The sequence below is a fragment of the Cytobacillus sp. Hm23 genome (genome assembly GCF_051842895.1).
Classification (GTDB): Bacteria; Bacillota; Bacilli; order Bacillales; family SM2101; genus Nanhaiella.
Genome location: NZ_JBPXRQ010000015.1, coordinates 96701 through 119937 on the forward strand (window position 1 = coordinate 96701; position 23237 = coordinate 119937).

Here is a 23237-nt window from a genome sequence, read left to right on the forward strand (position 1 = left end):
TTAGTATGGAGAACTGTATCCAGCTCCTAACCCACTCCATACTTGTCTATTAAATTCGTTAATCATTTTCTGATTGGTATCTTTTATAGCATTAGTCAATGAGTCTCTAATTTTTTCAATATCTTCCTGACTTCCATTCATTTTATCTATATTAATATTAATAATGCTGTCACCCATACGAGTCGTAACATTTCTTTGAGTGTTCTTTCCCATCATGTGTTCTGTGTAACTCATAACTCTTACACCAGATGGTAAATTAAATGTGCTTTGTTGCTTAGTCAAATTAGACTTTATGGCAACTAAATTATTAAGCTGCTGCTCTTCTAAATCCTTAATAGTATTCTGTATTTTTATATAATCTACATCAGTTTCTTGTAAATTTAATTGTCTAGCCAAGTTCCCAAGATCAGTTTGTGCTTGTTCAATTTTTGAGTTGGCACTCTTGACTTTTTCCAACTCAATCTTGTTCAGTAATGGGGAATCCTCGGTTGCTCCCGACAATTTCGCATGACTTTCCTGTATACTGTACTCATTTTCATTTACAGAAAGGCTCTCTAAAAGCATGTTCATAATACTATCGTATTGATTCATCTCATTTTTCTTTATTTTATCTTTAGTTATCATTAATTGTGCTTCAAGATTTCTTTCTTGCACTTTCATATCTTTATAGGCTTCACTGTTTTTATCCGGTGTTTCAACCATTCTTTCACGCAATTTCTCTAAGGTTCTTTCAAGTATAGAACTATTTTTTATGAATAACTCTCTCATTAGCTGCCTTATCTGGTCTGAATCAGAACGTACTCCAGTTAATAGTAGTTTTGTACTTTCAATGTTGTAATTAGATTGATTTAATGATAGCTCTCGACTCATAGCTGTAAATAGATTGCTTGGTACAGTTTCGTAATTAGACTGTTTTTCCTGTTTTACTAATAGACTAGGTTTGCCCTTTGATGAATTGAAGTTTGGATCGTGATTAGCAGCGTATTCATCCTCTAGCTTTTTAGCTTCTTTTCTCATTCCTAATGTATCATACCGTTTATTTAAGAGTTTTTCTAAGTCCTCTTCACTTGAAGCATTCAAGACATCTTTAAATCCACCATATACCTCAGCTATACTTGCTTCATTACCACCTAACATATTATTGATGCTTCCAAATATTGCATCTCCTAAGATGGATGTTCCTGCAATTGCTTTCTCAAAAGGATTTCCGTATCTTAAATTTTTATATTGCTTTGACAAATCATCTAACTTATCAGCTTGAATTTTTTGTTTTTCAAAATCTTCTTGAAAAGCAGAAGATGCGAGATCATACCCTTTAACAGCTACTTCAGCAATAGCTGCTGTCCATAATGACCCTTTTAATAAAGAAGATCCACTTTTCAACAATTTTGATCCACTTGGGATCATACCAAATACATTCCTTGTTTTACTTTTTTTGTTACTTCGCTTTCCTATAATTTCATTTCTATTACTTCGTGACCTTTGTCTGCTGTCTTCTTCTAGAACATCTTCCATGTAAATTACTTTTCCTTCACGATCAAGTAGCACTTCACCTTGTCGAGTTCTAGCGTTTCTAATTACATCACGTCTATTCGAACCATTCCTTCCCTTTTTTAATATACTACGTCCACCAGTAACATCATCCATAGCCCCTATGACTGTCTCTATTAATGCATCGCTAGCCTTTTCCATCACTCTTGTTTTTAAAGTTTCGAGTAGCCCTTTATTATTTTGGGTAGCTGGATTATTATTTGAATTACCACCAGTTGTTTCGGTTAGCAAGAATTGAAGATTGCTATCGAGATGTGTTAAATCCGCAGAATCTTTAAGTAGATTTTTATTTTCTTTTTCATATAGCTCGTTTAATAAAATTATTTCTTTACGCAGTCTGCTTAAACTCATAGTCGAAGCATTGGTTTGATTTGTAAAGTGACTTAACTTATTTTCATATCTATCTATAGATAATGCGCCTTCTTTGAATTCTAAATTCAATGCCTCCAACTGATTTCGTAACCATTTCGCACTAAAACCTATATCCGTAACTGAATGAGCTAGTAATACTAAACTATTATCAATACTTCTAATTTCTCTATTATTTTCCTGTATATCTACGGTTAACCTATGAAAGGTTTCATCGTCATATTTTATTTTTTTAACTAGCTTGGCAAGCTTATCTAGATGGTTTGAACTTAGTTCAAGTTTATTAATATTTCGAATTATTTTTTTTATATTCAGTTCTAATTGCTTTAGCGACTTAGAATCACCTTTTCGTTGAGTAGTAGCTAAGTAATTTGATGATTTATTTTGATCTACTATGTTAGAGTGTTTGTTAGTCTCTATTTGTTCTGTCTCATTTTTGATTGACTGGACAACTAGTGATTTCCTTCTAACTCTTTTCTCATCGCCCTCTTTAAATATTGATATATCTTTTTCTTCATTATTAGTGCTTGATCTATTCTTTCTTAGTGCCAAATTATACAAATCACTAAATTGATTTAGTATCCCTTCCTGCTCCTTGGAATCTACATCGTTTTGAACTTTATTTACGATTATTTCAATATATTTACCTAAATCATATTGGGGCTTCATTTGTAATTTCCCCAAATTATCTTTAATATTTAGGATCATTTTTTTTATATTCAATTCTAATTGCTTTATCGACTTAGAATCATCATTATTTTTTAAAGGGTCACTTTTAACCAATAGGTTTTGATGAATTGTAGCTAAGTATTTTGATAATCTATTTTGATCTACTACGTTAGACTGTTTGTTAGTCTTTATTTGTTCTGTCTCATTTTTTATTGACTGGACAACTAGTGATCTCCTTATAACTCTACCCTCATCGACCTCTTTAAAAATTGATTTACCTTTTTCTTCATTACTAGTGCTTGATTTATTCTTTCTTAGTGTCAAATTATACAAATCACTAAATTGATTTAGCATCCCTTTCTGCATCTTGGAATCGACATCGTTTTGAATTTTATTTAAGATCATTTCAATGTGTTTACCTAAATCATATTGGGGCATTTCTAAATTACCTTTAGACAAATTAAAAGTAACTTCAGTAGTACCAGCCTTGTTAGTATTAAGTTTTTCCAAAAGAACTTGTTCTACATTACCTCGAAGAATTTGCTCAAATTCACTTTTATCATGTAAAACATTAGTGTCAGCATATGTGGGTTTATCATTATTCTCACCAGTTAAACCTAAACCTTTTTTAATTTGCTCAATAAGACTAAATTGTGCCATGTATTATTCACCTCTCAATATTAAAAATCCCACTTTACCTATAGATTAGGCAAAAGTGGGAAATTAAGCACCGCCAAGTATTTTAGCTAATTCGTTTATATCATTTTCTGTTACTTCATGATACTCATCGTTACTATTATCAGAATATGATTTAGTGATTTCTTTCTCACCAAAACCAAATGGCGAAGCTGTAATATTTATTTGAAACTCTACATGTTTGTCAACACACTTTAGTAATTCAGATACTTGAGGTAAGGTGTATTCGTAGATCTCCCATTTATTTAAATTACAATAATGGTGGAGTCTAAAGAAGATAGTAGACCAATCTAGTTGTTCACCGGTTTCCTTGTCAACTATCCCCTCGTTAGTTTCTTTCGAATCCCCTTCCTCAGCAGTTACTTTTTTAATGCATTCAGACCAATTAGTATGTCAATTATTGTCCGTGCTTGGTCTAAGTCTATATATTCATCAATGTAGTCTCTGTTTATATTTGGATAATTAACAAACGCCATTTCTAGAATATCATACAGATCATTTTCTCTTGAAGTATCATAGCTTCCATCTTCACTAGGTAAAAAGTTTAATATAATTACATCAACATTGATTGTCTGCAACTTTTTCATAAGTATGCGTGCATTTTTTAGTGTTAGTGGTGGAATATAGTAGGTTTTATTATCCCTAAGTGTTATAGCTTCACAGTCTTGAAAAATAATCTTTTCTTTCTCTTCATTACTAATTTCATCATGCACTTCACCTTTTTGAATACTTTCGACAGCATTCTTATTCATTTCCATTGAATGTTGTTTCTCTAATTGTTCTTTATTACTTATCATTAATAAATCCCTCCTCCTCTCTCATATACGATTTGATATTGAAAAAATTAAATAAAAAGACTGATAATAATTATAATGGAGGACCCATTACTACTACTACCAGTCTATTTATATAGTCTATGAACGTTTATTTGATGAATATCGTTTAATACTACCTAGCTTTCCATCAGCACGTTCAGGGTCAAGGATTTGAAGTGTCACAGAAGTTGCACTAGCATTAGTCCTTTGACTATCGATACTTAAAGACCCCTTCGCTCTAGCTTGATAAAATTCCGTTTCAATTCCAGCATATGTTCCATCTTTTTGTAGAAAAGACCCATGGTGTACGACATGAACAGGGAAAGGTACCTCATCAGCTATAATATTAACAACATCCACAGTTTCCATCCGTTGATAATTAAATACAATATCTGAACCTACATAAGATTGATTCAATATAATCTTACCAGTCGTAGAATCAAACATGAATTTTCCTTCATCAGGATTTGTTGTTTCATCTACAAACTCTACCTCTTCAAGAAGCTTGTTGCTATCTTTCAAACGTACAGAAAAATTGCCATCGCCTGAAACAGTATTACCGAATTCTACTGTAGCTTCTGCAGCAACACTATTCGCAGTTAGGGTAGCTTGTTCATTTAACACCCATACAAAATCTTCAACATCCTCTTGAACAGTTGAACCCATCATTAGCTGAAGAGCATCTAAATCAAATTTAGCGTCTGTAGCTGATACTTCAATAGCTTTATTTTTCACAATTGTATCAATAGCAAATAAGCCATCACCACCAAAAATATCCTCTAGTTCAATATTCATATCAATCTTTAAATCTTGAAGTGTTCCAAGAGTAATAACTTCCATACCTTTTCCGTCATCAGAAGCACGTTTTGCCATAAAGGTCCCTACACCTTTTATAATCATTTTCTTTGCCATCTTATTACCTCCTTGATTAATGTTCTAGTGAATACGAAAACTTTATTACTATTGTGAAACAGTAAGTATCAAACAGTTCCACTGAGCTTTCATGCATGGAAACTACCGTGCTGTCAAATGAATCTAACCCTACACCTGGCTGTATACCCCCTTCAAATAATTCAAAGATACGATCTCCAATTTTTTGAGCCAGAGTCACATCATCGTTTGTGTAGATGTCAAAGGCAAAATTGTTCTCGTAAACGATGAAATTATCATCCAACCGTTGTCCTGGTTTTGCATAAAACGTAATCAGCGGTAAATTTGAAGTAATGTCAGGGGGGGTTTGTCTCATATGAATACGATTTTCACTAACCATTAGTAAAGTATCATTTGCTGCTCCAAGGTAGTTTAGGACAGTTTCATCAGAAGTTAACACTTTGTATATACTATTGTACAAAGAAGCAACCTTCACTTTAGATTCACCCCTATTTCTTCTTCGTAGATAACTAGTTTGTAACTAGAAAAGTGTAATATCTGTACATTTAGATCGTTTTTCAGTTCACATAACCTTCTCTCTTACATCAGAATTTCACAGTATTGTTGATGCATACCAATAAATGCTGTAGACATAGATTAGACAGATTGCAGCTAATCATGCAGAATTCTTTTCCATTTAACCCAATGAAGGAATGATAAAAGTAAATATTATTTGTTATGTTTATTATTTGTTTTATTCTAAGAGTAAAATTTACTAAGGGTAGGTAGGAAATATTACACTACCCCTCTAGTAAAATTCCCTATAGACCTTTAGTAATTATTTGAAAGGGGGAGCTACTATATATTCATTAATATACTAATTAAACTATCTTTGACTCTAATCGTATATGTCGATTGGGATGGTATTAAAAAAATGATTAACATGTGTTTAAGTAAAAAAATCCAATACTGTAAAATAATACTGAAAAAATATTCTATGATTGTATATTTAATAAGAATATAATGGTACAGGTTACTAAATTTTTTACTAAATAGATATGAGGTGAAGAAAATTATAAAAATTCACATTCATTTCAGCTCTGATCCACTTGTCCTAACTATGGAACTAGGTATCACTTGAAGAATTAAACTGGAGTTGTGGATACCCCACTACAACCTTATTTTTTCTCATTTTATGCTTCAACTCTATTTAATGTAGTATCTCCTAGTTCATTCATGGTAAAGGTAATTTCCGTACCATTAGATTCATTACCAGCGATATCTACTGAAATAAATGTATAAGTATGCTCTGTACCTGGTGATAATACTTCTGTTTCTGAAAATGACTCAGCATTTACGGTACTAACTTCAATACCATCTCGAAGTATTTTAATGTGATGGTAATCTGAAGAGGTATTAGTCCAGAAAAAATTGTTTATTGTATCTGAATGTTCAACATATAACCCTAATACTTCTCCTGGAGGATATATATCTGTAGGTTCTGAACCAGTATCCCCACCTTCAATTGTTAGAACTTTAAGCTTCACTTTACCATTAATATAAGATTCTATTGGCACAGAAATTCTCTCAAATTCGTACGTATGGATATTAAAGAGATCAACTTCAAGATTTAAAAAAGTAGATAGAACAACAATTGCATTTCCTTCCTTAAAATCTCCTTCTTCAACTGTCCCTGTTTGAAAATGAACCGCCGTACCAGGTAAAAAATCTCTGTCGTTAAAAACTTCTTTATTAGTTGTATAAGTAAACATTATTAATCACTCCCTTTTCCCATAGAATAGAACGTAATAGAAAAAGACTACACACCTTCTGATTTTATATATGATGGATGATACCCTAGGAAAAGTGATTACAACCTCAAAACACAATTTCATTAGTGGTAATTGATGGTAAATCAAACCGATTTATGGTAGAATCAACTATAGTTAAATATGTGAAACTCTATTATACTGGGATTTATAGAATAAACACTGCAAACAATGAAGAGTTTTTAACTTCATTCAGAAATTCGAAAACATTGTTTAGGGGATATATATATGATAGAATTTTTAAAGAAGAGAATAAATTAAATATGGTTACAGTAAATTTATAACTACTTATTTTACGTAATTGATTAAATATCTATCCATATGAAATATCATATGTGTAAGGAAATCATTACTATATAGAAAACAATCAGCGTATAATAGACGCTTATTTATTTATGTCTATTTAGGCACACTTAATAAGAAAATTTTGTAGAGATGCTTTCTATTTTTTATAGGAATGAGGAATTAAATATGGATAGTAATAAATATAATGTTCAACTAGCTTCTTATCTTAAACAGAAATACCAACAAGGTGCTGTTGAAGGCCATGAACTTGTCGTAACTTTAGTTGCTATGGCAGAAGATAATAAAATTAAGTATCCTGAAATTAAGCCTATACTTTATAAGATATTTCATGGAAATATTGAAGGTATGTTTCGATCATTAACTAGGGCAAAAGCAATTATTGACAAAGAGCTAATCCATGAAATAGTTGAAGAAGTTAGAGACTCTTGCATAGAAAAATAAATTAAGTATTCATCGTTAAGAATACCATTTCTTTAATTATGGTCTATAGTGGAAACTAATTTGAATTTGAAAACCTTTGATTGATAAAAGTGCACATAAAAAAACGTGCTTATTGCACGTCCAAAATCGCTTATTTTTAGTTTATGTTCTTATGTGCCTTTATTTCACTTGCTTGAATAACAATTACCTTCTTACCATCTACGTACGCCTCAGCTAAAATATAGATTATTACTGATGATACTGAGGTGATTATAGCAATAATTTGAGCAGCAGTATTAGGCTCAACGTTGAATGTAACTAACAAAGAACTGATAAATCCAATAATCATAGACCAAAATTTTCTGCTAGACAATTTAGTTTTTAGTGTATCCATAATTTATACCCCCTTTTACTATTTCTACTTTAATCTAATCAGACAGACGATTATTGTTTTTTTACCCAATATCAAAATGATCCCACTCTATTAAAACTTTTGATTTCATACAGAAGCACGTGAATAAAGAACAGCATTTAAATAAGTAGCTTCACTAAGTGAAAGTTCTCTATCTCTTGCTTTCTTATACCATTTATCGCTCTTTAATATCCCTTTACGGTATGCATCCTTATATATTTCAACTAAGTCGTCATATTGATAACTTGTTAAATCCAATACATTTTCCTCCTCCAATAGGTTATTTACTTCCTCAGTTGTTTCAACAAAGTATTTCATTGGATCAACTGCTTTAGTTTTATTTACATTCCACCTGCCTTTATGGATTTCAAAGTGAAGGTGTTGTCCATATGAATTTCCTGTGTTTCCCATAAGACCAATTGTGTCACCTTGTTTAACTGCCTGTCCTTGTTTATATTTACGAGAGCCTTCTCTCATGTGCGCATAAATAGTTTCATATTCTTGTCCGTTTATATTGTGGATTATGAATATACACTCACCATAGCTACTAGAAGTATACGAACGCGTGACCTTCCCTGAGGCTGAAGCTTTAACCTCTACTATTCCAGCCTTTGCTATATCTACTCCGTGATGATCAGGTCTTGAAGAATCTCTAAACCTAGAACTCAACCTACCTTCACAAGGCTTAATGAACATGCTATCACCACTCTCTATTTATTTCTTTTATATTCTTCATAACCATATTTAAAATGATGGCTTTCTGTCTCCGTATAATCTTATATACTCAAGGAGTATTGTATTGTTAGGACAGAAGATGATAATTAACTACCTTGTCAACCTCGTAAATATTATCTAATTCCAAAGCCTAATTTCTTTTCTAAGACACCCATTTTTGCACGGAGATCATTATTCTCTAATTCTAATTGCGTAGCTCTTTGTTTCCAGTTTGAAAGCTCTTTTTCTAATTTGTCAGCACGATTTCGTAGTACTGTTACTTCATTCATTACCATGTCATAAAATTGTAATTGGTCCTGTGATAATTGTTGTCTATCATTGATAGTTATATCTTTTCTGCTATTTATCTTGTTTACTATTAATCCAACAATACTTGTTACAATAACTCCTACTAAACCGGAAATTGCAGAAATTGTACTAGCATCCATATTTTAATTCACCTACTTTCAAATATGCCCAACCAGTCAGACAACCGAAAATAAAGTATGTCCCGACAGCAATAGAGACTGGGTTAGATAATGCAAACATCGATGAAACAAAAAACCACACCCCTGTAGCTATGATCAAACTCAATCTCTTAAAATTATAGTTGTTGATTATCATGCTAAGAAATTGTACTGATCCTATAAAAGTCATAAATATTGCCCACTCTATTTCAGTTCCTATCTCGCTCATGGCTAGGTATGAATGTGATGACTTGAATGTATCCCATGGCAATAAAAGTACAACCCCCCAGTAAAGTGATAGACTGATAGTAGCTATTTCAATTGCAAAAATTTGTGGAGTTTTCATTATTCACACCTCCTTCGTTAAGTATTTAATTATGAGTCCTCTACTTTTTATAGAGTAGACAGAAGTGTAGGAATTAGTAAAATTAAGTATCAAAGCTGTCTTATACTAAGTCTTCACAACTCGATAGTTTTACAATAGAGTTAAATCCCATATCAAGCATTGAAAAAAAGCACCTTTGCAATTAAGGTGCCCTATCCCCTATAGTGACCTATAGGTTATCAATTGTGAAGAGTATAACCAACTCTTAAACTGATCTTAATTTTGCCTTTGACTTAAAACCTTAGCTACAAAACTATTTTTTTCGTCGGAATAGGCTGATACATTATTCGGATATTTAATAGCTAGGGTCTTTTTAAGTGCTTCATATTCTTTAGCCATTTGAGGATTATTATTTAAATAATCTCTGAAAAACGTATGTTGTTGCCACCACTCACCTTTATATTCAACGATATGAAGAATATGAGATTTAGTCATAGTATTTAGATTGAAAAATTTCGCAAACACCTCTTTACCTTCTATTTCAACTTTAGATAAATGATAATAACCTTCTTCTTTCAGAACGTTTGTATCAAACTGTTGTATATCACTTAAAGATTCAACACCAACTAATATGTCAAGTATGGGCTTTGCCAAAATACTCCGAATAGCTGTACTACCTATATGTTGAATATCTTTGACATAGTTACCAATTAATAAATCCAAAGTCTCTTTCTCTTCTAAATACAGGCTATTCCATTGTGAATATTTATTTTCTACTAGCTTAACTTCACCTTTGTTCACACCTAACATTTCCTTCACCCTCCTGAAATCACCTAGTTCTAGTGCATACTATCCAAAAATAATATCCATTAGGATAATCTTAATATAAAAGATATTAAAACAAATAGCTATTTGTGGAATTCGAAACAATAGGAACACATGATAGTATAAGTGATCAATGAGTAACACGATGGCCTTATATTGATAGATAAAGTAAGTCCACCATCCTATAGATAGCCATTGCAATAGGTAATTGTCGTACCATCATCTTGAGAGATTCATCGATATATGAATCTCTCAAGATTTTTCACTTTTAGTTGTAAAATAATCTTCGTACGTTTTCTTCATTCAATTTACTAACTTTAGACAGTTAACCTTTTCTCGCTGAATTCTTGAGGATACATGCCACTATTCGTAAGTTGGTTGAGCTCACTAATGGAAAAAGCATCACATGCCTGCTCTCTTCCTAATTCTACAAATTTACCTAAGGATTTTTTTTGAAATCCACCTACACCTTGTAGATCAATTTCTATAATTACATCTGCATATTTCTCTACAAGCTGATTAGTATGATATATACTTGCTACGCCTATGTATCTTGAAAGCTGATGTAATATATTTTTTGGCTGTTGATCTTTTGATCCTCGTAGGCAAACAGCAGTAATATGCTTAGCACCCATTTCTTTTACGATATCGACAGGATTATTATTTAATATATATCCATCAACTAATAGCTGATTGCCATAATTAACAGGTGCAAATATGCCAGGAATGGCTACACTTGCATGAATAGCTTTGGCCACTTCACCTGAACGAATGACAACTAGTTTGCCAGATAACAGATCTAAACTAACTATTGCAAGTGGAATCTCTAGATCCGTAAAATGCTTGCCGTCTGTAAGCTGTAGTAGCTTGTCATAAATTCTTTTGCCTTTAACAAACCCTTTCTTACCCAATCTTATATCTATTAATTTTCTTAATGAAAGTTCGTCTAATTCCTTTTCCATTGTTTCTGGTTTCATACCACAAGCGTATAAGCCGGCAATAACAGCTCCTGCGCTTGTTCCAGCGATATGTGTAACTTCCATATTTTGTTTATTCAATTCGTTAAGTACGCCGATATGAGCAGCACCTCTTATGGAGCCACCACTCAACGATAAGCCTGTTCTGATCATTCCATTTACCTCCTAGCCCAATATTTTGATTAGAGGTTGGTAACAGCTTTCAGAGTTCACACATGATGATGTCGTTATACTGTAGTTCACTTGTTCAAAGCTACACTATCTTGTTGTTGTTTGCTGTTCTCGATTTCCTCCTTCATATAAGTTCCAGCATATTTTTTAAACTTTATCCACAATAAAATAAGATAACTAATGAGAATTAATGTGCCTAAGAGATAAATATATACATCATATTCCTGAAACAATTGCTTTACTTTCGTTACATTTCCAAGTTTGCCAATCATGAGAACGGCAACTGACCATGGCAGGATGCCAAAAAAAGTATGAACAAGATAAATTCGTAACTTTACCTTACTTATACCAGCTACATAAGAAATATAATTTCCTATACCGAATGGTCTTGATAAAGAGATACTCCAAACTCCATACTTTCTAAACCAACATCTAGCTTTCTCCATACTTATCCAAAATCTCTTTGGGAATAAGAAGGTCATTTTTGCACCGAGTACATAAGGAATGAGGCTCGCTACCGTATACATACTTGCCATACCAAGTGAGATGAGTACAATCTCCATATGACTAGGATTTAGCAACAGACCGTACGATAAAACGACCACAATTCCAGGGAATGGTATAGATGAGCCTTCTAAAAACATAGATATAAATAAACCAATCTTACCTAGATTTTGTATAAGTTCTAGTATATTCATCTATCTTTCACCCTTTTTCCTATATAAGATGCTGGTTTAGAGATTTCAATAATCACAGATTATCCTATTAATCTGTTAACCATTTCACCTTTTACATAAACTACCCAACCTTATCTACCTTTTTGTTGTTAATAGTTTTTATTACTGTTAATAATTTCTTAGAAGCGATCTGGCACGTCTGTACATAACCTTCAATTCTTTGTTGGTGCTCAATCCATTCCTGTTTATTCGTTAGTTTCTCAATGATCTGTGATGAGATAGACATATTCAAATCAAGTTTATACACTAAGCTTTCACTTTGAAGGTAAGATAAATTAATTTCTTCCTGTCCTGGTAAACCAGCTATTGCAAAGATTGGTAACTTTTTATGCAAAGCCTCACTAACAGTTACACCGCCAGGCTTCGTCACAATAGCATCGACATTTTCATACAAATCATTCATTTCATCTCGCGAAGAAAGATACTGCAACGGCGTAATATATGGTTTTTTCCAGTTTGTTAACTCTTCATACATCTTCACGTTATTTCCACATAATACGGAAAAATGAAAATCCTTTGCTGGATGTTCTATTTGTCTTAGAAGGTCTACCATATTTCCTAAGCCACAACTTCCACCAGCTAACAAAATATGATGGATTTGTTTTTGTTCGAACTGTCGGTTCAACCGATTAAACTTGTCATTAATAGGAATACCAGTCACAATTATCTTTTCTGCAGTCACCCCACTTTCCTTTATTAAGGAAGTACGTATGTGCTCACTCGGTACAAAATGATAATCTACACCATCTCTTCCCCAGACATTGTTAATAAAAAAATCTGTATAAACATTAATTAACGGAACATCAATCATTCTCTTTTGCTTTAAGCGGCTAACTAAAAACGATGGAAAGCCATGTGTTGCTACGATAACATCAGGTTGTTCACGTTGAATAAGCTGCTTCATGTTTTTTAAAAACAACCTTTCATACCATTGCAATGAGTAGGTTGTTGATTTTGAATTACCGAAATTATTATATGCCCACTTATACGTTTTAGGTGATACTTTTATCCATTTGAGGTAAAATGCTGTAATAAATTTTTCTAAAGCTGGATGAGAGTAACTAAGAAGGTCAACCTTATTCGTTGTAATCCCATTAGTAGTCCTATTAAGTGAATGAATTAATGACTCTGCTACTTGATGATGTCCGGAAGGCATACTTAACAATGGCAAAAATAATATCTTTTTCATTCCTGCTCTCTCCCTTTCATATGATTAAAATTCCAGTTAAGGCTCTCTTCTTAAATATTGTTACTATTCTCATTAAAATCACAACAGAAAAAATTTCAAAGAAAAAGTATTAGAGGGTGTGTTTTATTTCTTAATTTGGATTCAGAGCAATCGATGCAAAAACAACTAAGATAAAAAAAGAGGACACTTCTCTCATATGATAAATGTGCCTATCATTCTACGAAGAAGTGTCCTTATTACTATAAATGATCCCCTGACATAAATGTAAATTTATTCTAATCCCAACTCTAATATGTTGGTATTTTAACAATTACTTTAAATAGATCGCCATCTAGATCTATTTGTAATGTACCACCATGTAAATCAACGATCGATTGAGCAATCGCAAGCCCTAAGCCAGATCCCTCTGTAGCTCGTGATGTATCTGCTCGTTTAAATCTTTCAAGTAGTTCGTTAATATTCTCACCAAGCTCATATTTAGTAATGTTCTTAACAACAAATTCTGCTTGGTTATTTTCATGCTTTAGACTAACATATACTCTTGTACCTGTAAGTGAATACTTCAGTGCATTAACGATTAAATTGTCTAACACACGCCACCATCTTTGTCCGTCTACGTAGCTCATAACTGAAGTGTCTGGAATTGTTACCCGAAAATCAAGACCGGATTTTTCAATATCCTCTTGGTGTTCACCAATTACTTGGTGTATTAATTGTGTTAAATCTACCTGTTGTTTATGAAGCTCTAAATTCCCGCTCGCCATTTTAGATACTTCAAACAAGTCTTCAATGAGTATTTTTAATCGATTGGATTTTCGTTCTAATATATTTACATACTCATTTCTCTCTTCCTCAGTCAACTGCTGATTTTTTAACAAATCGGTATATGTGATAATTGAGGTCAGAGGTGTTCTTAAATCATGACTTACATTTGTTATAAGCTCGGTTTTTAATCGTTCACTTTTTGCTTGCTCTGTTAGTGACGTCTTAATTCCAGCTCTTAGTTTATTAAGATGTTTCGCATGCTTAGCTATAACCGACTTTCCTTTTTCTGGAACTGGTTCAAGTAATGTGCCACTTGCCATTTGTTCGGTTGCTCTAAATACACGATTTAAATAACGAATCCTTTTCATTAGAAACAAAATTGACGGTATACCGATGAAGAAGACACAAATAAGATAAAACATGATTAAACCATCATCGTAAGAATTAGCAAAGGCAATTGCAGTTCCAATCCCCCAAAAAAAGATAACGATTAATATCGCCAACATTTGCTTCCCGATAGCGGTTTTTAAAAAAGCATCCCTTACTAACTTTATATTTTTAACAACGATACCGTTTTTAAGTGTTTCGATAAAGCCCAATCCTTGCTTTAGCTCATCATACGTCCATACAACTTGGTATATGCCAAACCATATTGCAAATAAATGAATGAAATGATTAAATAATAGCCCTTCAACACTTTGATAATTATAATATGAAAACAATGCATAATAATCTTGCATAAGCATGAAAGTAAATATCATGACAATCCAACCATTGATCAAAATTAAGACAAGCCTTATGTCTAATGGCCATTTTTCATATTGTCTTTTTACAGAACTATCTACGTACCAAGATTTACGAAATTTAAATATTAATAATATAATTAATAAAGCAACAACAGCTATTGCCATCATGATTAATGTCAGATTTTTTTGATAAATAAAATATTGTGCCCTTTCTAATTGATTCATGTTTGAAGCTGGTATAGTTATTTTTCCTTCAAATGTAGATGGAGAAGCTTTTAATAATGTGGTTATTTTATTATTAACATCAATTCCAATTTCTTCTTCGTTGTACTCTCCACCGATATAGTATGATATATTACCTAAATATTCTGATGCCTTTAAATAGCCATTCTTTTTACTGAATTCGATAGTAAACGCAGCTTTTTCTGACACATCTCCAGATGAAAAGGTTTCACCTGTTTCAATATTTTTCAACTCATATGAGAAATATGTGTAATCAGACACGAAGCCTTGTTTTTCCTTGTTCAGTTCCGCTATATACGAATCAATATTTGTGTTAATAACTGTTTTTATCTTTTTCTCGACATATGCATCATCTTCAAAGTTTTTTTGTATGTCAGCTATTTTTGCGTCTCGTTCTTTCGTAAGAGCATCTTTCACAGAGGTGTTATCTGATGCCTCCGCTTCTGAAATACGTGATTGGTATTGCGCCTGTATATTTTGAATTTGCGTAGTTAAGTCCCCGTAGTAAAATCTATACTGATCTATTTCTTGTTGAGAAACAGAAACTGTATCCTTCAACTTCTCCTTATCAGGGTTATTTAACACAATTGAACTTAATTCTCTTATATAGTTATGGTATTCTGATTGAAATTCATCGGTTTGAAAATAATCTTGAATACCGAAAAATCGATGTGCATTTTCTAGAGTTGAAGTTACTGCAATCAGAATTATGCTTACTAATAAGCTCCAACCAATTGTTTTATATAAATTCTTCTTCATTTTACAAACCCCCTTCTTTCACTGTCTAAGCTATAAAAAATCCATTAAAACGTTGTCTATCTATATGTTTGCGAACTTTCTTGAAGAGGTTACTTCTCAATCTTATAACCAATTCCCCAAACAACCTTAACATAACGAGGATTTTTTGGATTTTCTTCTATTTTTTCACGTATTTTTCGAATATGCACTGCTACGATATTCTCAGCGTTATATGCTTGCTCGTTCCATACTCGTTCATAAATTTCATTAATGGAAAACACACGCCCTGCATTCAGTAATAATAGCTCAGTGATCTTATACTCAATCGGTGTAAGCTTAATTGATTTGCCGTCTAGCTTCACTTCCTTTGCTTCCTGATCAAGCACTAAGCCATTTACTTCAGTAATTGTTTGTTGTTCATGATATGTGCCTAACTGTACATACCTGCGCATTTGTGATTTTACACGCGCAATGAGCTCCATCGGATGAAATGGCTTCGTAATATAGTCGTCAGCTCCTACTGAAAGTCCATGAATTTTATCTGTATCCTCAGCTTTTGCACTGAGCATAATGATAGGAATATTGTACTTGTCTCGTATTTTAAATGTTGCCGCAATTCCATCCATCTGTGGCATCATGATGTCCATTATGATCAAATGTACTTCATTATTTTCAAGCTGCTGGAGTGTTTCAATTCCATTTGCTGCTTTTATGACCTTATATCCCTCATTACTAAGGTAAATCTCAATGCCATCTCTTATCTCTTTGTCGTCATCGGTAACTAGAATTGTATATTCGTTCATCATTACACCTCATCTCCTACTCATTTGCTCATTATTATACTTGTCATTTCTTAACATTTGGATTAGAAAAATATGAAGAATTTCTTAAGGAAAGTATACAATCACCTTAAGCTTTGTTCTATGACTTCCATAGGAATACATGATAATGCAACTCTCTTCGATTTAAATTCTGCAATGTTTTATCTTTAACATTAGGCTGTTATCGCAGTCATTGTTGTTTTATCGTAAAAAATGCTACATATGAAAACAACTAAAGCTCGGGACATCTTTTTTTCTCTAAAGACTGTAATAAATCATTTACATTTACACATCATTAACCCTATTTGAAAAAACAAGCAACAAAGAAATTAATATCTGTGTTTGTAATATACGAAAAATTTAATGTTATAAAATGGTATTTCATATTAATTATATCAATATATTATTTGTAGTGTTATATGTTTTATTACCTTTTTTAGCTTAGTTCTGCAATAAGTAACCTTAAACATTGACTAATGATGGCAAGTTAATAACATATAAGTAAAAGCTGTTTACGTGTTTATCGTACTAAAAATAAACACATAAACAACTAGTATTTTTGGCATTTTTTCATATGAAAAACAATGACATATAAATAAAAATACTAATTTTAGGGACGGATGACACAAAGTTTACGAAAAAGCGTAAGCAAATAGGTCAGTCGGAACGGTAGTTTTTATGTAGATATTAACTAGATGAGACTCAGGCTAAAGTAGTAGGTCATGATCATCCTATTCATTGATGTACGATTAGCTTCCTTTAAGTATGCTATACATAAGAGTTTAGCAACTAGGAGGAATGAAAGATGAAACAATACAATCTATTACCTATTCTTGCTGGTATATTAAGTGCTGGCATAGTCGGTTTCAGCTTTTTATTTTTAAAAAATATTGTAAGTGAAACTTCACCTTTAACTATATTATCCTACCGTTTTACGATTGCATTTATTGTCATGTCAGCATTTGTTTTTTTAAAAGTAATACGTGTAGATTTTCGACATAAACCCATACTCCCGCTTATATTATTCTCAATCGTTCAACCTGTACTTTCTTTTTCATTTCAAACTTATGGAATGAAATATGCTTCTTCAAGTGAAGCTGGTATTATTACAGCATTAGTCCCCATTTTTGTCATGCTATTCGCAGCTATCATGTTAAAAGAAAGCACGACAACAATACAGAAAGCTTCTATTCTGCTTTCTGTAGGAGGCGTAAGTTACATTACTATTATGAAAGGCGTTGACGGTGAAGCAAATATGCTCGGTATTATACTCATCTTTTTATCTGTTGTATCAATGGCTTTATATACTGTATTGGCAAGAAAGTTCTCTAAACAATTTTCACCAATCGAATTAACGTATGCAATGATGGGCATGGGCATGATCATGTTTAACTTAGTACTTTTTGTCTCACCTGAAAAAGCTGACTTTACAGTTTTATTAAAAGCTAATTTTGTTTTACCGATGTTATACTTAGCGATTTTATCTTCTGTAGTTACATCTTTCTTAAGCAATTACATGGTATCTAGAATGAAAGCTTCACAGTCGGTTGTATTCATGAACCTTTCAACAATTGTAAGTATACTTGCAGGTGTTTTCATTCTACATGAAACGTTTTACACCTATCACTTAATCGGCACTATTATGATTATCATAGGTGTTGTCGGAGCAAATATAAAAGGCATAAATATGCCTAAACAAATGACGCAAAAATCAACTGTCATTCATGACTAAACGCCCATTATATCTTATTACTTTCAGCTGAAAAGAATAGCTTTGGCAGAGGTTTTAACTGCAAGTCTCTTATTGAATAGAAAAAATGGAATTTTATGTTAATGTGATTATTTTTCAAAGAAAAGATACTTTAGCTGTTTTCGCAGCCGTACTAAGAAATAAATACGCATACAACTAACGATCGGGGCATCTTTATTGCTATAAACCTCTTGTAGTAAGGATAAAACCTCATCTTAGCAACAATTTTACAAAAACAACCAAAATAAAAAAGGCATGCAAGTAGCTTTTAGCTAATGTGCATGACTTTTTATATTTAAATTCAAAGGTGTCACATTAAAGCTTTAATCAAAAACCCGACCTTTCCGAGAGGCTTCATCATTGACCAGTTAAAGCTTCATTATATGATGTCCCTTCATAGAACCTTAATAAGTCTCCATAAACGATGTTATCTGAGTATTCTAGCTCATGTTTTACTTTTTCTTCATATGGTTCACAGTTGGAACTAGTCGTTTTTGCTCCAGTATGTTTGTCAAAACATATAGATTTTGTATATATATAATCCTCCGTTATAAAGCTTCCATCTCTCAAGACAGTAAGATCACTCTTTTTTGTTGAGAAGATATCGGCACCAAAATGAACGTCATTTTTTGTTTCAATCCCCAATAAGTGCAAAAGTGTCGGCTTCACATCAATTTGTCCTGATACTTTCGAAACTACAAGTGGACTTTCATCGGTAATTCCTGGTATATGAATTATTAAAGGGACTTTTTGTAAATTCACTACATCAAATGGTGTCATTTCTTTTCCTAAAAACTCCCCCATAGCTCTTTTATGATTTTCAGATATTCCGTAGTGATCACCATAGAATACGAGAATCGAATTTTCAAATATGGCTTCTTGCTTTAGTAATTCAACGAAATCTTTAAGTGCCTCATCCATATATCGTACAGTTGGAAAATATCGATTAACTGTTCGGCTATTAGACGTAAATTCATCTACCATCTTATCCTCTTCATCAAGTACAAACGGAAAATGATTTGTTAACGTAATAAACTTTGTATAAAACGGCTGCGGTAGTGTCTTTAATATATCTACAGATTGGGAAAAAAACTCTACATCCTTTAATCCCCAGCCAATAGAATTACTCTCATTAACATCAAAATCGATTAATGAAAAATAACGATCATAGCCTAGGTTAGGGTACATCACATCTCTATTCCAAAAACTTTTTTTATTCGCATGGAATACAGCTGAATAATAATTTTCTTCTTTCAAGATTTCTGGTGTCGCACTATATTCATTTTCTGAATGAGTAAAGAATACTGCTCCTCTACCTAAAGGATATAATGAATTCTCAACTAAAAACTCACTATCAGAAGTTTTCCCCTGTCCCGTTTGATGATAAAAATTATCAAAATAATAGCTTTCTTTCACAAAATCATTTAAAAAAGGCGTAATTTCTTCCCCGTTAATAGTTTCATTTATCACAAAGTTTTGCAAAGATTCCATTGAAACGATTATCACATTACGACCTTTTGCGATACCAAAAAAGTCTTGATTTGGTTCTTTGTAATTTGCATTTATATAATTTTCTATTTCAACAAACTCACTACTATCTGCAAATGCTCTTTGTGCTTTTGTTTTAGATGTTAATAAAAGATCGTAAATGTGGTAATTGTATGACCCGATGTTCTTCACTAATATTTCTCTATCAAATGTACGCGTTAACAGCTGCGGTCTTTCTGTTTCCGCAAGCACTAAATTTACTAAAGTAATGCTTGCAACTAATATGAAATAAGCTCGTTTATCTTTCTTTGTATAAATTATTTCATTGGACCTCTTATTACTATGACGAATAATGAAATATAACACAAGCACATCGACAAACATAAAAATATCAGTAACATGCAATAGCTCAAAAATACTATTATGTAGATCCTTTATATTGCTAGTTTGGAAAAGTAATGGCATTGTAATAAAATCTGAAAATTCTCTATAATATAATACATTCGCATATAACGTGAATGAAACTATGAAGCTTGTAACTATTAAATAACGATTACGTTTCTTGATATTAATAAACAGTGCAATTCCAAAAATAATAAGTAAAAAGCTTAATGGATTTATAAATAGGATAAATTCTTGCTTCCAAGATTCAATCTTTAAATCGAAGCTAGTTTTATAGACAATATATGTCTTAAACCATAATAAAGTTGTTGCGGTGAATACGAATGACATCTTTAACAATGATGATTTAATCATCCCTAAATTCCTCCCAAATTCATGGCACCTACAAAGGGAATTTTTGTATTTTTAATTATGATTTTAGCATTGTTATATATTGTTTTCTACCCATAATTTACTAAAATAATATCTTTTTAGAATGGAGGTATCCTATGTTACAGTTATAAATCCTCATGTATGTACTATGAAATATTAGACGTCTACAACTAACATTTGTTACACCTTTTTTTATTTTTATGATACCAATGTCAGAACACATCTATCAGTTAAAGGTGTTTTCGCATTCATTGTTGCTTAGTAAAACATCTTCACGGGGATTGTTAACAGCAACGTATTCAAAAATAAATTAGATAAAAGCTAAAATTTGTATATCTACAAGATCAATATATCCAATATCCTCCTTACAGTCCCATAGCATAATTTCTGAAGTTTCATCGTTATCTATGAAAGGTTGCAATTTATTTACTTTTGAGTAATAAACAGGATTATACTTTACTTCTCCACTATGTTTATTTTTGACCTTAAGTAAACCTTTAAATGATAAATCATTTACTTCTTGTCCTGTTTCCTCAAACAACTCTCTTATAGCACACTGCTTCGGGGTTTCACCTTCTTCCCTTCTACCTGCAGGTATCTCCCATTGATTTCTCCATTTGTTATAGCATAAAAGAATGTGCTCTCCACATATGATTACCGCAAAAGAACCGCTAAGCGGTTCATATTTTTTCATCTGTACTTCGTTGCATTTAATAAAATCAAGATACTGTAAACCGCTTTTATTTTCAATAATTTTCAATCTAGTTCCTCCTGTCCTGAAGACTCAAGCTCAAGCTGTATTTCTATAGTAAACAGCTTTTATTAGCTTAGCTTTCACCATCAAACACTATTAGGTTACTAATGAAAAATTTCCTTATTTGGTCAACTCCATAATCCGTCTTCCAAGAAGCTGAAATGATCATTTCATCAAAGGCTTTTGTAATATCATTCTCTGTTAAGCCCTTCGCATAAAAGACAAAATCGTGATTATATGTTGAGTTAGTTTGAAAACTACCTTTACCGTACCAATACCTCTGCTCGTCAATAGCATTAATTGCATTTTTCCATTCTCCATATTCTGGGGTATCAATATTTAAGTCTATAACGTTATGCTTAGAGTTTATTTCAAAGTTAAATGTCAATTTTTTAAAATCATTTATTGTTGGATTGACTAAATCTCCTGTTCCTACATATTGATATTCTTCTTCATTTAAATTTGCTACGTTCACTTTAATCTGAAAACTTGGCTCTTTGAATTGGTTACAAGCAGCTAGTAATAAACAGCATAAAAAAAGTACTAGCTTTTTAATTGTGTGTACCCCCTTTACAAACCACCAGGAATATTTTGTAATTTATATAAATAAGTTTATCATAACAATACAATATTCTCTTTATTTATAATTTTTTAAATAATTAGTTTTTATACGATTTTGATGATAAAATCAAAAGTAAAGCCTTGTTCAAGAAGACACACATGCGAAAACAATCATAAAAGATGGAGGTTATTCGATGGACAAAGAAATATTATTTAATCACTTTTCAAAAGCGATAGAACTGTTAGAGCAGCATTACGTTGTTGCATCTAAAAAAGAAAAATTACTAAGTGGCTTACGTGAAAAGAATTCTGACGATTTCAAAAATATTAAGTCCCTAAGCGAATTTGCTACAGTTGTAACAGAGATGTTAATGCAGCTTAGTGGAGACAAGCATTTATACATTGAATTATTCGCTGACCAAGAAGACGGTAACTTTCTAGAGGAGGATTGGCGAAAAAAAGAACTGGAATCAGAAAGAACAAATAACTTTGGGTTTACCGAAGTAAAGGTTATCCCAAATAATATCGGTTACATGAAAATAACACAGTTTATGAATCCAGATAGAGGAATAGATACAGCCATTGCAGCGATGAAAATGATAGAAAATACGGATGCAACAATTATTGATTTACGTCACAATCGTGGAGGGTATGGAGAGCTAGGAGAATACATACTTAGCTACTTTTTTGATGATGAACCTACACTACTTTCTACTACTCATGATATGAATATAAAAGATTTCCAAACTTTCACCCATCCATTTGTTGTAGGCAAACGCAAACTAAATCATCCGCTTTACATATTAATTAACTGTAAAACTGGATCAGCAGCTGAGTATTTTACTTACGTACTTCAAGCTCATGAGAAAGCAATTATTGTAGGTGAACCTTCAGCAGGAGCTGCAAATAGAAATACGTATTATCCATTAACTGATGGAATAAGACTATCTATTTCAACTGGGGAACCTATTGTTGAAATAACTGGTTCTAACTGGGAGGGCGAAGGTGTCATTCCAAATATAAAATGTGCTCCTGAAGATGCCTTAGACAAAGCTATAGCACATTTACAACAAAGTGAATGAGGATTAATAGCTATCTACCCAAACTAACTTTTGTATAACTAGTTTATATGTCGTTAAGTACAAGGACATTCTTTCCTTTTAATGAATAGCAATATTCATTAAAAGGATGAATGTCCACTTGTGTCTTCGTTAAATCTATGATTCAAAGCAACTCATTTAACCCTCTTCCATAT

20 protein-coding genes and 1 pseudogene are annotated in these 23237 nt (G+C 32.3%); 3 read left to right on the forward strand and 18 right to left on the reverse strand.

Going from position 1 to position 23237, the window contains the following annotated elements:
* From ACSVDA_RS11985 to ACSVDA_RS12005, 5 genes are all read right to left on the reverse strand, one after another.
* Positions 1–3249 carry a hypothetical protein gene (locus ACSVDA_RS11985; RefSeq protein WP_485883471.1) on the reverse strand — a complete coding sequence of 1083 codons (3249 nt, stop codon included), beginning with the start codon at positions 3247–3249 and terminating at the stop codon, positions 1–3.
* Between the two features lie 395 nt (positions 3250–3644).
* A complete protein-coding gene (locus ACSVDA_RS11990) occupies positions 3645–4082 on the reverse strand; it encodes a hypothetical protein (RefSeq protein WP_485883473.1) in 438 nt (145 codons plus the stop codon).
* 117 nt (positions 4083–4199) lie between these two features.
* A complete protein-coding gene (locus tag ACSVDA_RS11995) occupies positions 4200–5012 on the reverse strand; it encodes a hypothetical protein (protein WP_485883474.1) in 813 nt (270 codons plus the stop codon).
* A gap of 16 nt (positions 5013–5028) precedes the next feature.
* The gene (locus ACSVDA_RS12000) at positions 5029–5466 is read right to left on the reverse strand and encodes a hypothetical protein (protein WP_485883476.1); all 438 of its coding nucleotides are present in this window, start codon (positions 5464–5466) and stop codon (positions 5029–5031) included.
* Positions 5467–6163: 697 nt separating this feature from the next.
* Positions 6164–6742, reverse strand: a complete 579-nt coding sequence (locus ACSVDA_RS12005) for an Ig-like domain-containing protein (RefSeq protein WP_485883478.1) — start codon at positions 6740–6742, stop codon at positions 6164–6166.
* A 528-nt stretch (positions 6743–7270) separates the two neighbouring features.
* On the opposite strand from ACSVDA_RS12005, the gene ACSVDA_RS12010 reads away from it, so the two are divergent.
* A complete protein-coding gene (locus ACSVDA_RS12010) occupies positions 7271–7546 on the forward strand; it encodes a hypothetical protein (protein WP_485883480.1) in 276 nt (91 codons plus the stop codon).
* A 136-nt stretch (positions 7547–7682) separates the two neighbouring features.
* Here the strand turns inward: ACSVDA_RS12010 and ACSVDA_RS12015 are convergent, their stop codons facing one another.
* The 10 genes and pseudogenes from ACSVDA_RS12015 to ACSVDA_RS12060 all read right to left on the reverse strand — a co-directional run bounded on the left by ACSVDA_RS12015 (position 7683) and on the right by ACSVDA_RS12060 (position 16637).
* Positions 7683–7919, reverse strand: coding sequence for a hypothetical protein (locus ACSVDA_RS12015; RefSeq protein ID WP_485883482.1), 237 nt, complete (start codon positions 7917–7919; stop codon positions 7683–7685).
* 327 nt (positions 7920–8246) lie between these two features.
* Positions 8247–8633: pseudogene (locus ACSVDA_RS12020) on the reverse strand (M23 family metallopeptidase); the annotation flags it as partial.
* A gap of 152 nt (positions 8634–8785) precedes the next feature.
* Positions 8786–9100 carry a hypothetical protein gene (locus ACSVDA_RS12025; protein WP_485883484.1) on the reverse strand — a complete coding sequence of 105 codons (315 nt, stop codon included), beginning with the start codon at positions 9098–9100 and terminating at the stop codon, positions 8786–8788.
* The gene (locus ACSVDA_RS12030; RefSeq protein ID WP_485883485.1) at positions 9090–9464 is read right to left on the reverse strand and encodes a hypothetical protein; all 375 of its coding nucleotides are present in this window, start codon (positions 9462–9464) and stop codon (positions 9090–9092) included. Before ACSVDA_RS12030 ends, ACSVDA_RS12025 begins: the two co-directional genes overlap by 11 nt.
* Positions 9465–9719: 255 nt before the next feature.
* On the reverse strand, positions 9720–10253 hold the full coding sequence (locus ACSVDA_RS12035) for a GrpB family protein (RefSeq protein ID WP_485883487.1): 534 nt from the start codon (positions 10251–10253) through the stop codon (positions 9720–9722).
* A 332-nt stretch (positions 10254–10585) separates the two neighbouring features.
* Positions 10586–11398, reverse strand: coding sequence for a patatin-like phospholipase family protein (locus ACSVDA_RS12040; protein WP_485883488.1), 813 nt, complete (start codon positions 11396–11398; stop codon positions 10586–10588).
* Positions 11399–11484: 86 nt separating this feature from the next.
* Positions 11485–12114: a DedA family protein gene (locus ACSVDA_RS12045; protein ID WP_485883490.1), complete on the reverse strand. Its 630-nt coding sequence runs from the start codon at positions 12112–12114 to the stop codon at positions 11485–11487.
* Between the two features lie 100 nt (positions 12115–12214).
* A complete protein-coding gene (locus tag ACSVDA_RS12050) occupies positions 12215–13342 on the reverse strand; it encodes an MGDG synthase family glycosyltransferase (RefSeq protein ID WP_485883492.1) in 1128 nt (375 codons plus the stop codon).
* A gap of 287 nt (positions 13343–13629) precedes the next feature.
* Entirely contained in the window at positions 13630–15855 is a 2226-nt protein-coding gene (locus ACSVDA_RS12055) for a sensor histidine kinase (RefSeq protein ID WP_485883493.1), read from the reverse strand.
* An 89-nt stretch (positions 15856–15944) separates the two neighbouring features.
* Positions 15945–16637, reverse strand: a complete 693-nt coding sequence (locus tag ACSVDA_RS12060; protein ID WP_485883495.1) for a response regulator transcription factor — start codon at positions 16635–16637, stop codon at positions 15945–15947.
* A gap of 823 nt (positions 16638–17460) precedes the next feature.
* Between ACSVDA_RS12060 and ACSVDA_RS12065 the strand changes: the two genes are divergently transcribed.
* Positions 17461–18387: a DMT family transporter gene (locus tag ACSVDA_RS12065; protein WP_485883497.1), complete on the forward strand. Its 927-nt coding sequence runs from the start codon at positions 17461–17463 to the stop codon at positions 18385–18387.
* Positions 18388–18762: 375 nt separating this feature from the next.
* Here ACSVDA_RS12065 and ACSVDA_RS12070 read toward each other — a convergent pair whose 3' ends face one another.
* The 3 genes from ACSVDA_RS12070 to ACSVDA_RS12080 form a co-directional block, all read right to left on the reverse strand.
* Entirely contained in the window at positions 18763–20649 is a 1887-nt protein-coding gene (locus ACSVDA_RS12070) for an LTA synthase family protein (RefSeq protein WP_485883499.1), read from the reverse strand.
* 328 nt (positions 20650–20977) lie between these two features.
* Positions 20978–21427 carry an NUDIX domain-containing protein gene (locus ACSVDA_RS12075; RefSeq protein WP_485883501.1) on the reverse strand — a complete coding sequence of 150 codons (450 nt, stop codon included), beginning with the start codon at positions 21425–21427 and terminating at the stop codon, positions 20978–20980.
* Between the two features lie 67 nt (positions 21428–21494).
* Positions 21495–21896: a hypothetical protein gene (locus tag ACSVDA_RS12080; protein ID WP_485883502.1), complete on the reverse strand. Its 402-nt coding sequence runs from the start codon at positions 21894–21896 to the stop codon at positions 21495–21497.
* 280 nt (positions 21897–22176) lie between these two features.
* Between ACSVDA_RS12080 and ACSVDA_RS12085 the strand changes: the two genes are divergently transcribed.
* On the forward strand, positions 22177–23064 hold the full coding sequence (locus ACSVDA_RS12085; protein ID WP_485883504.1) for a S41 family peptidase: 888 nt from the start codon (positions 22177–22179) through the stop codon (positions 23062–23064).
* The last annotated feature ends 173 nt before the right edge of the window (positions 23065–23237 follow it).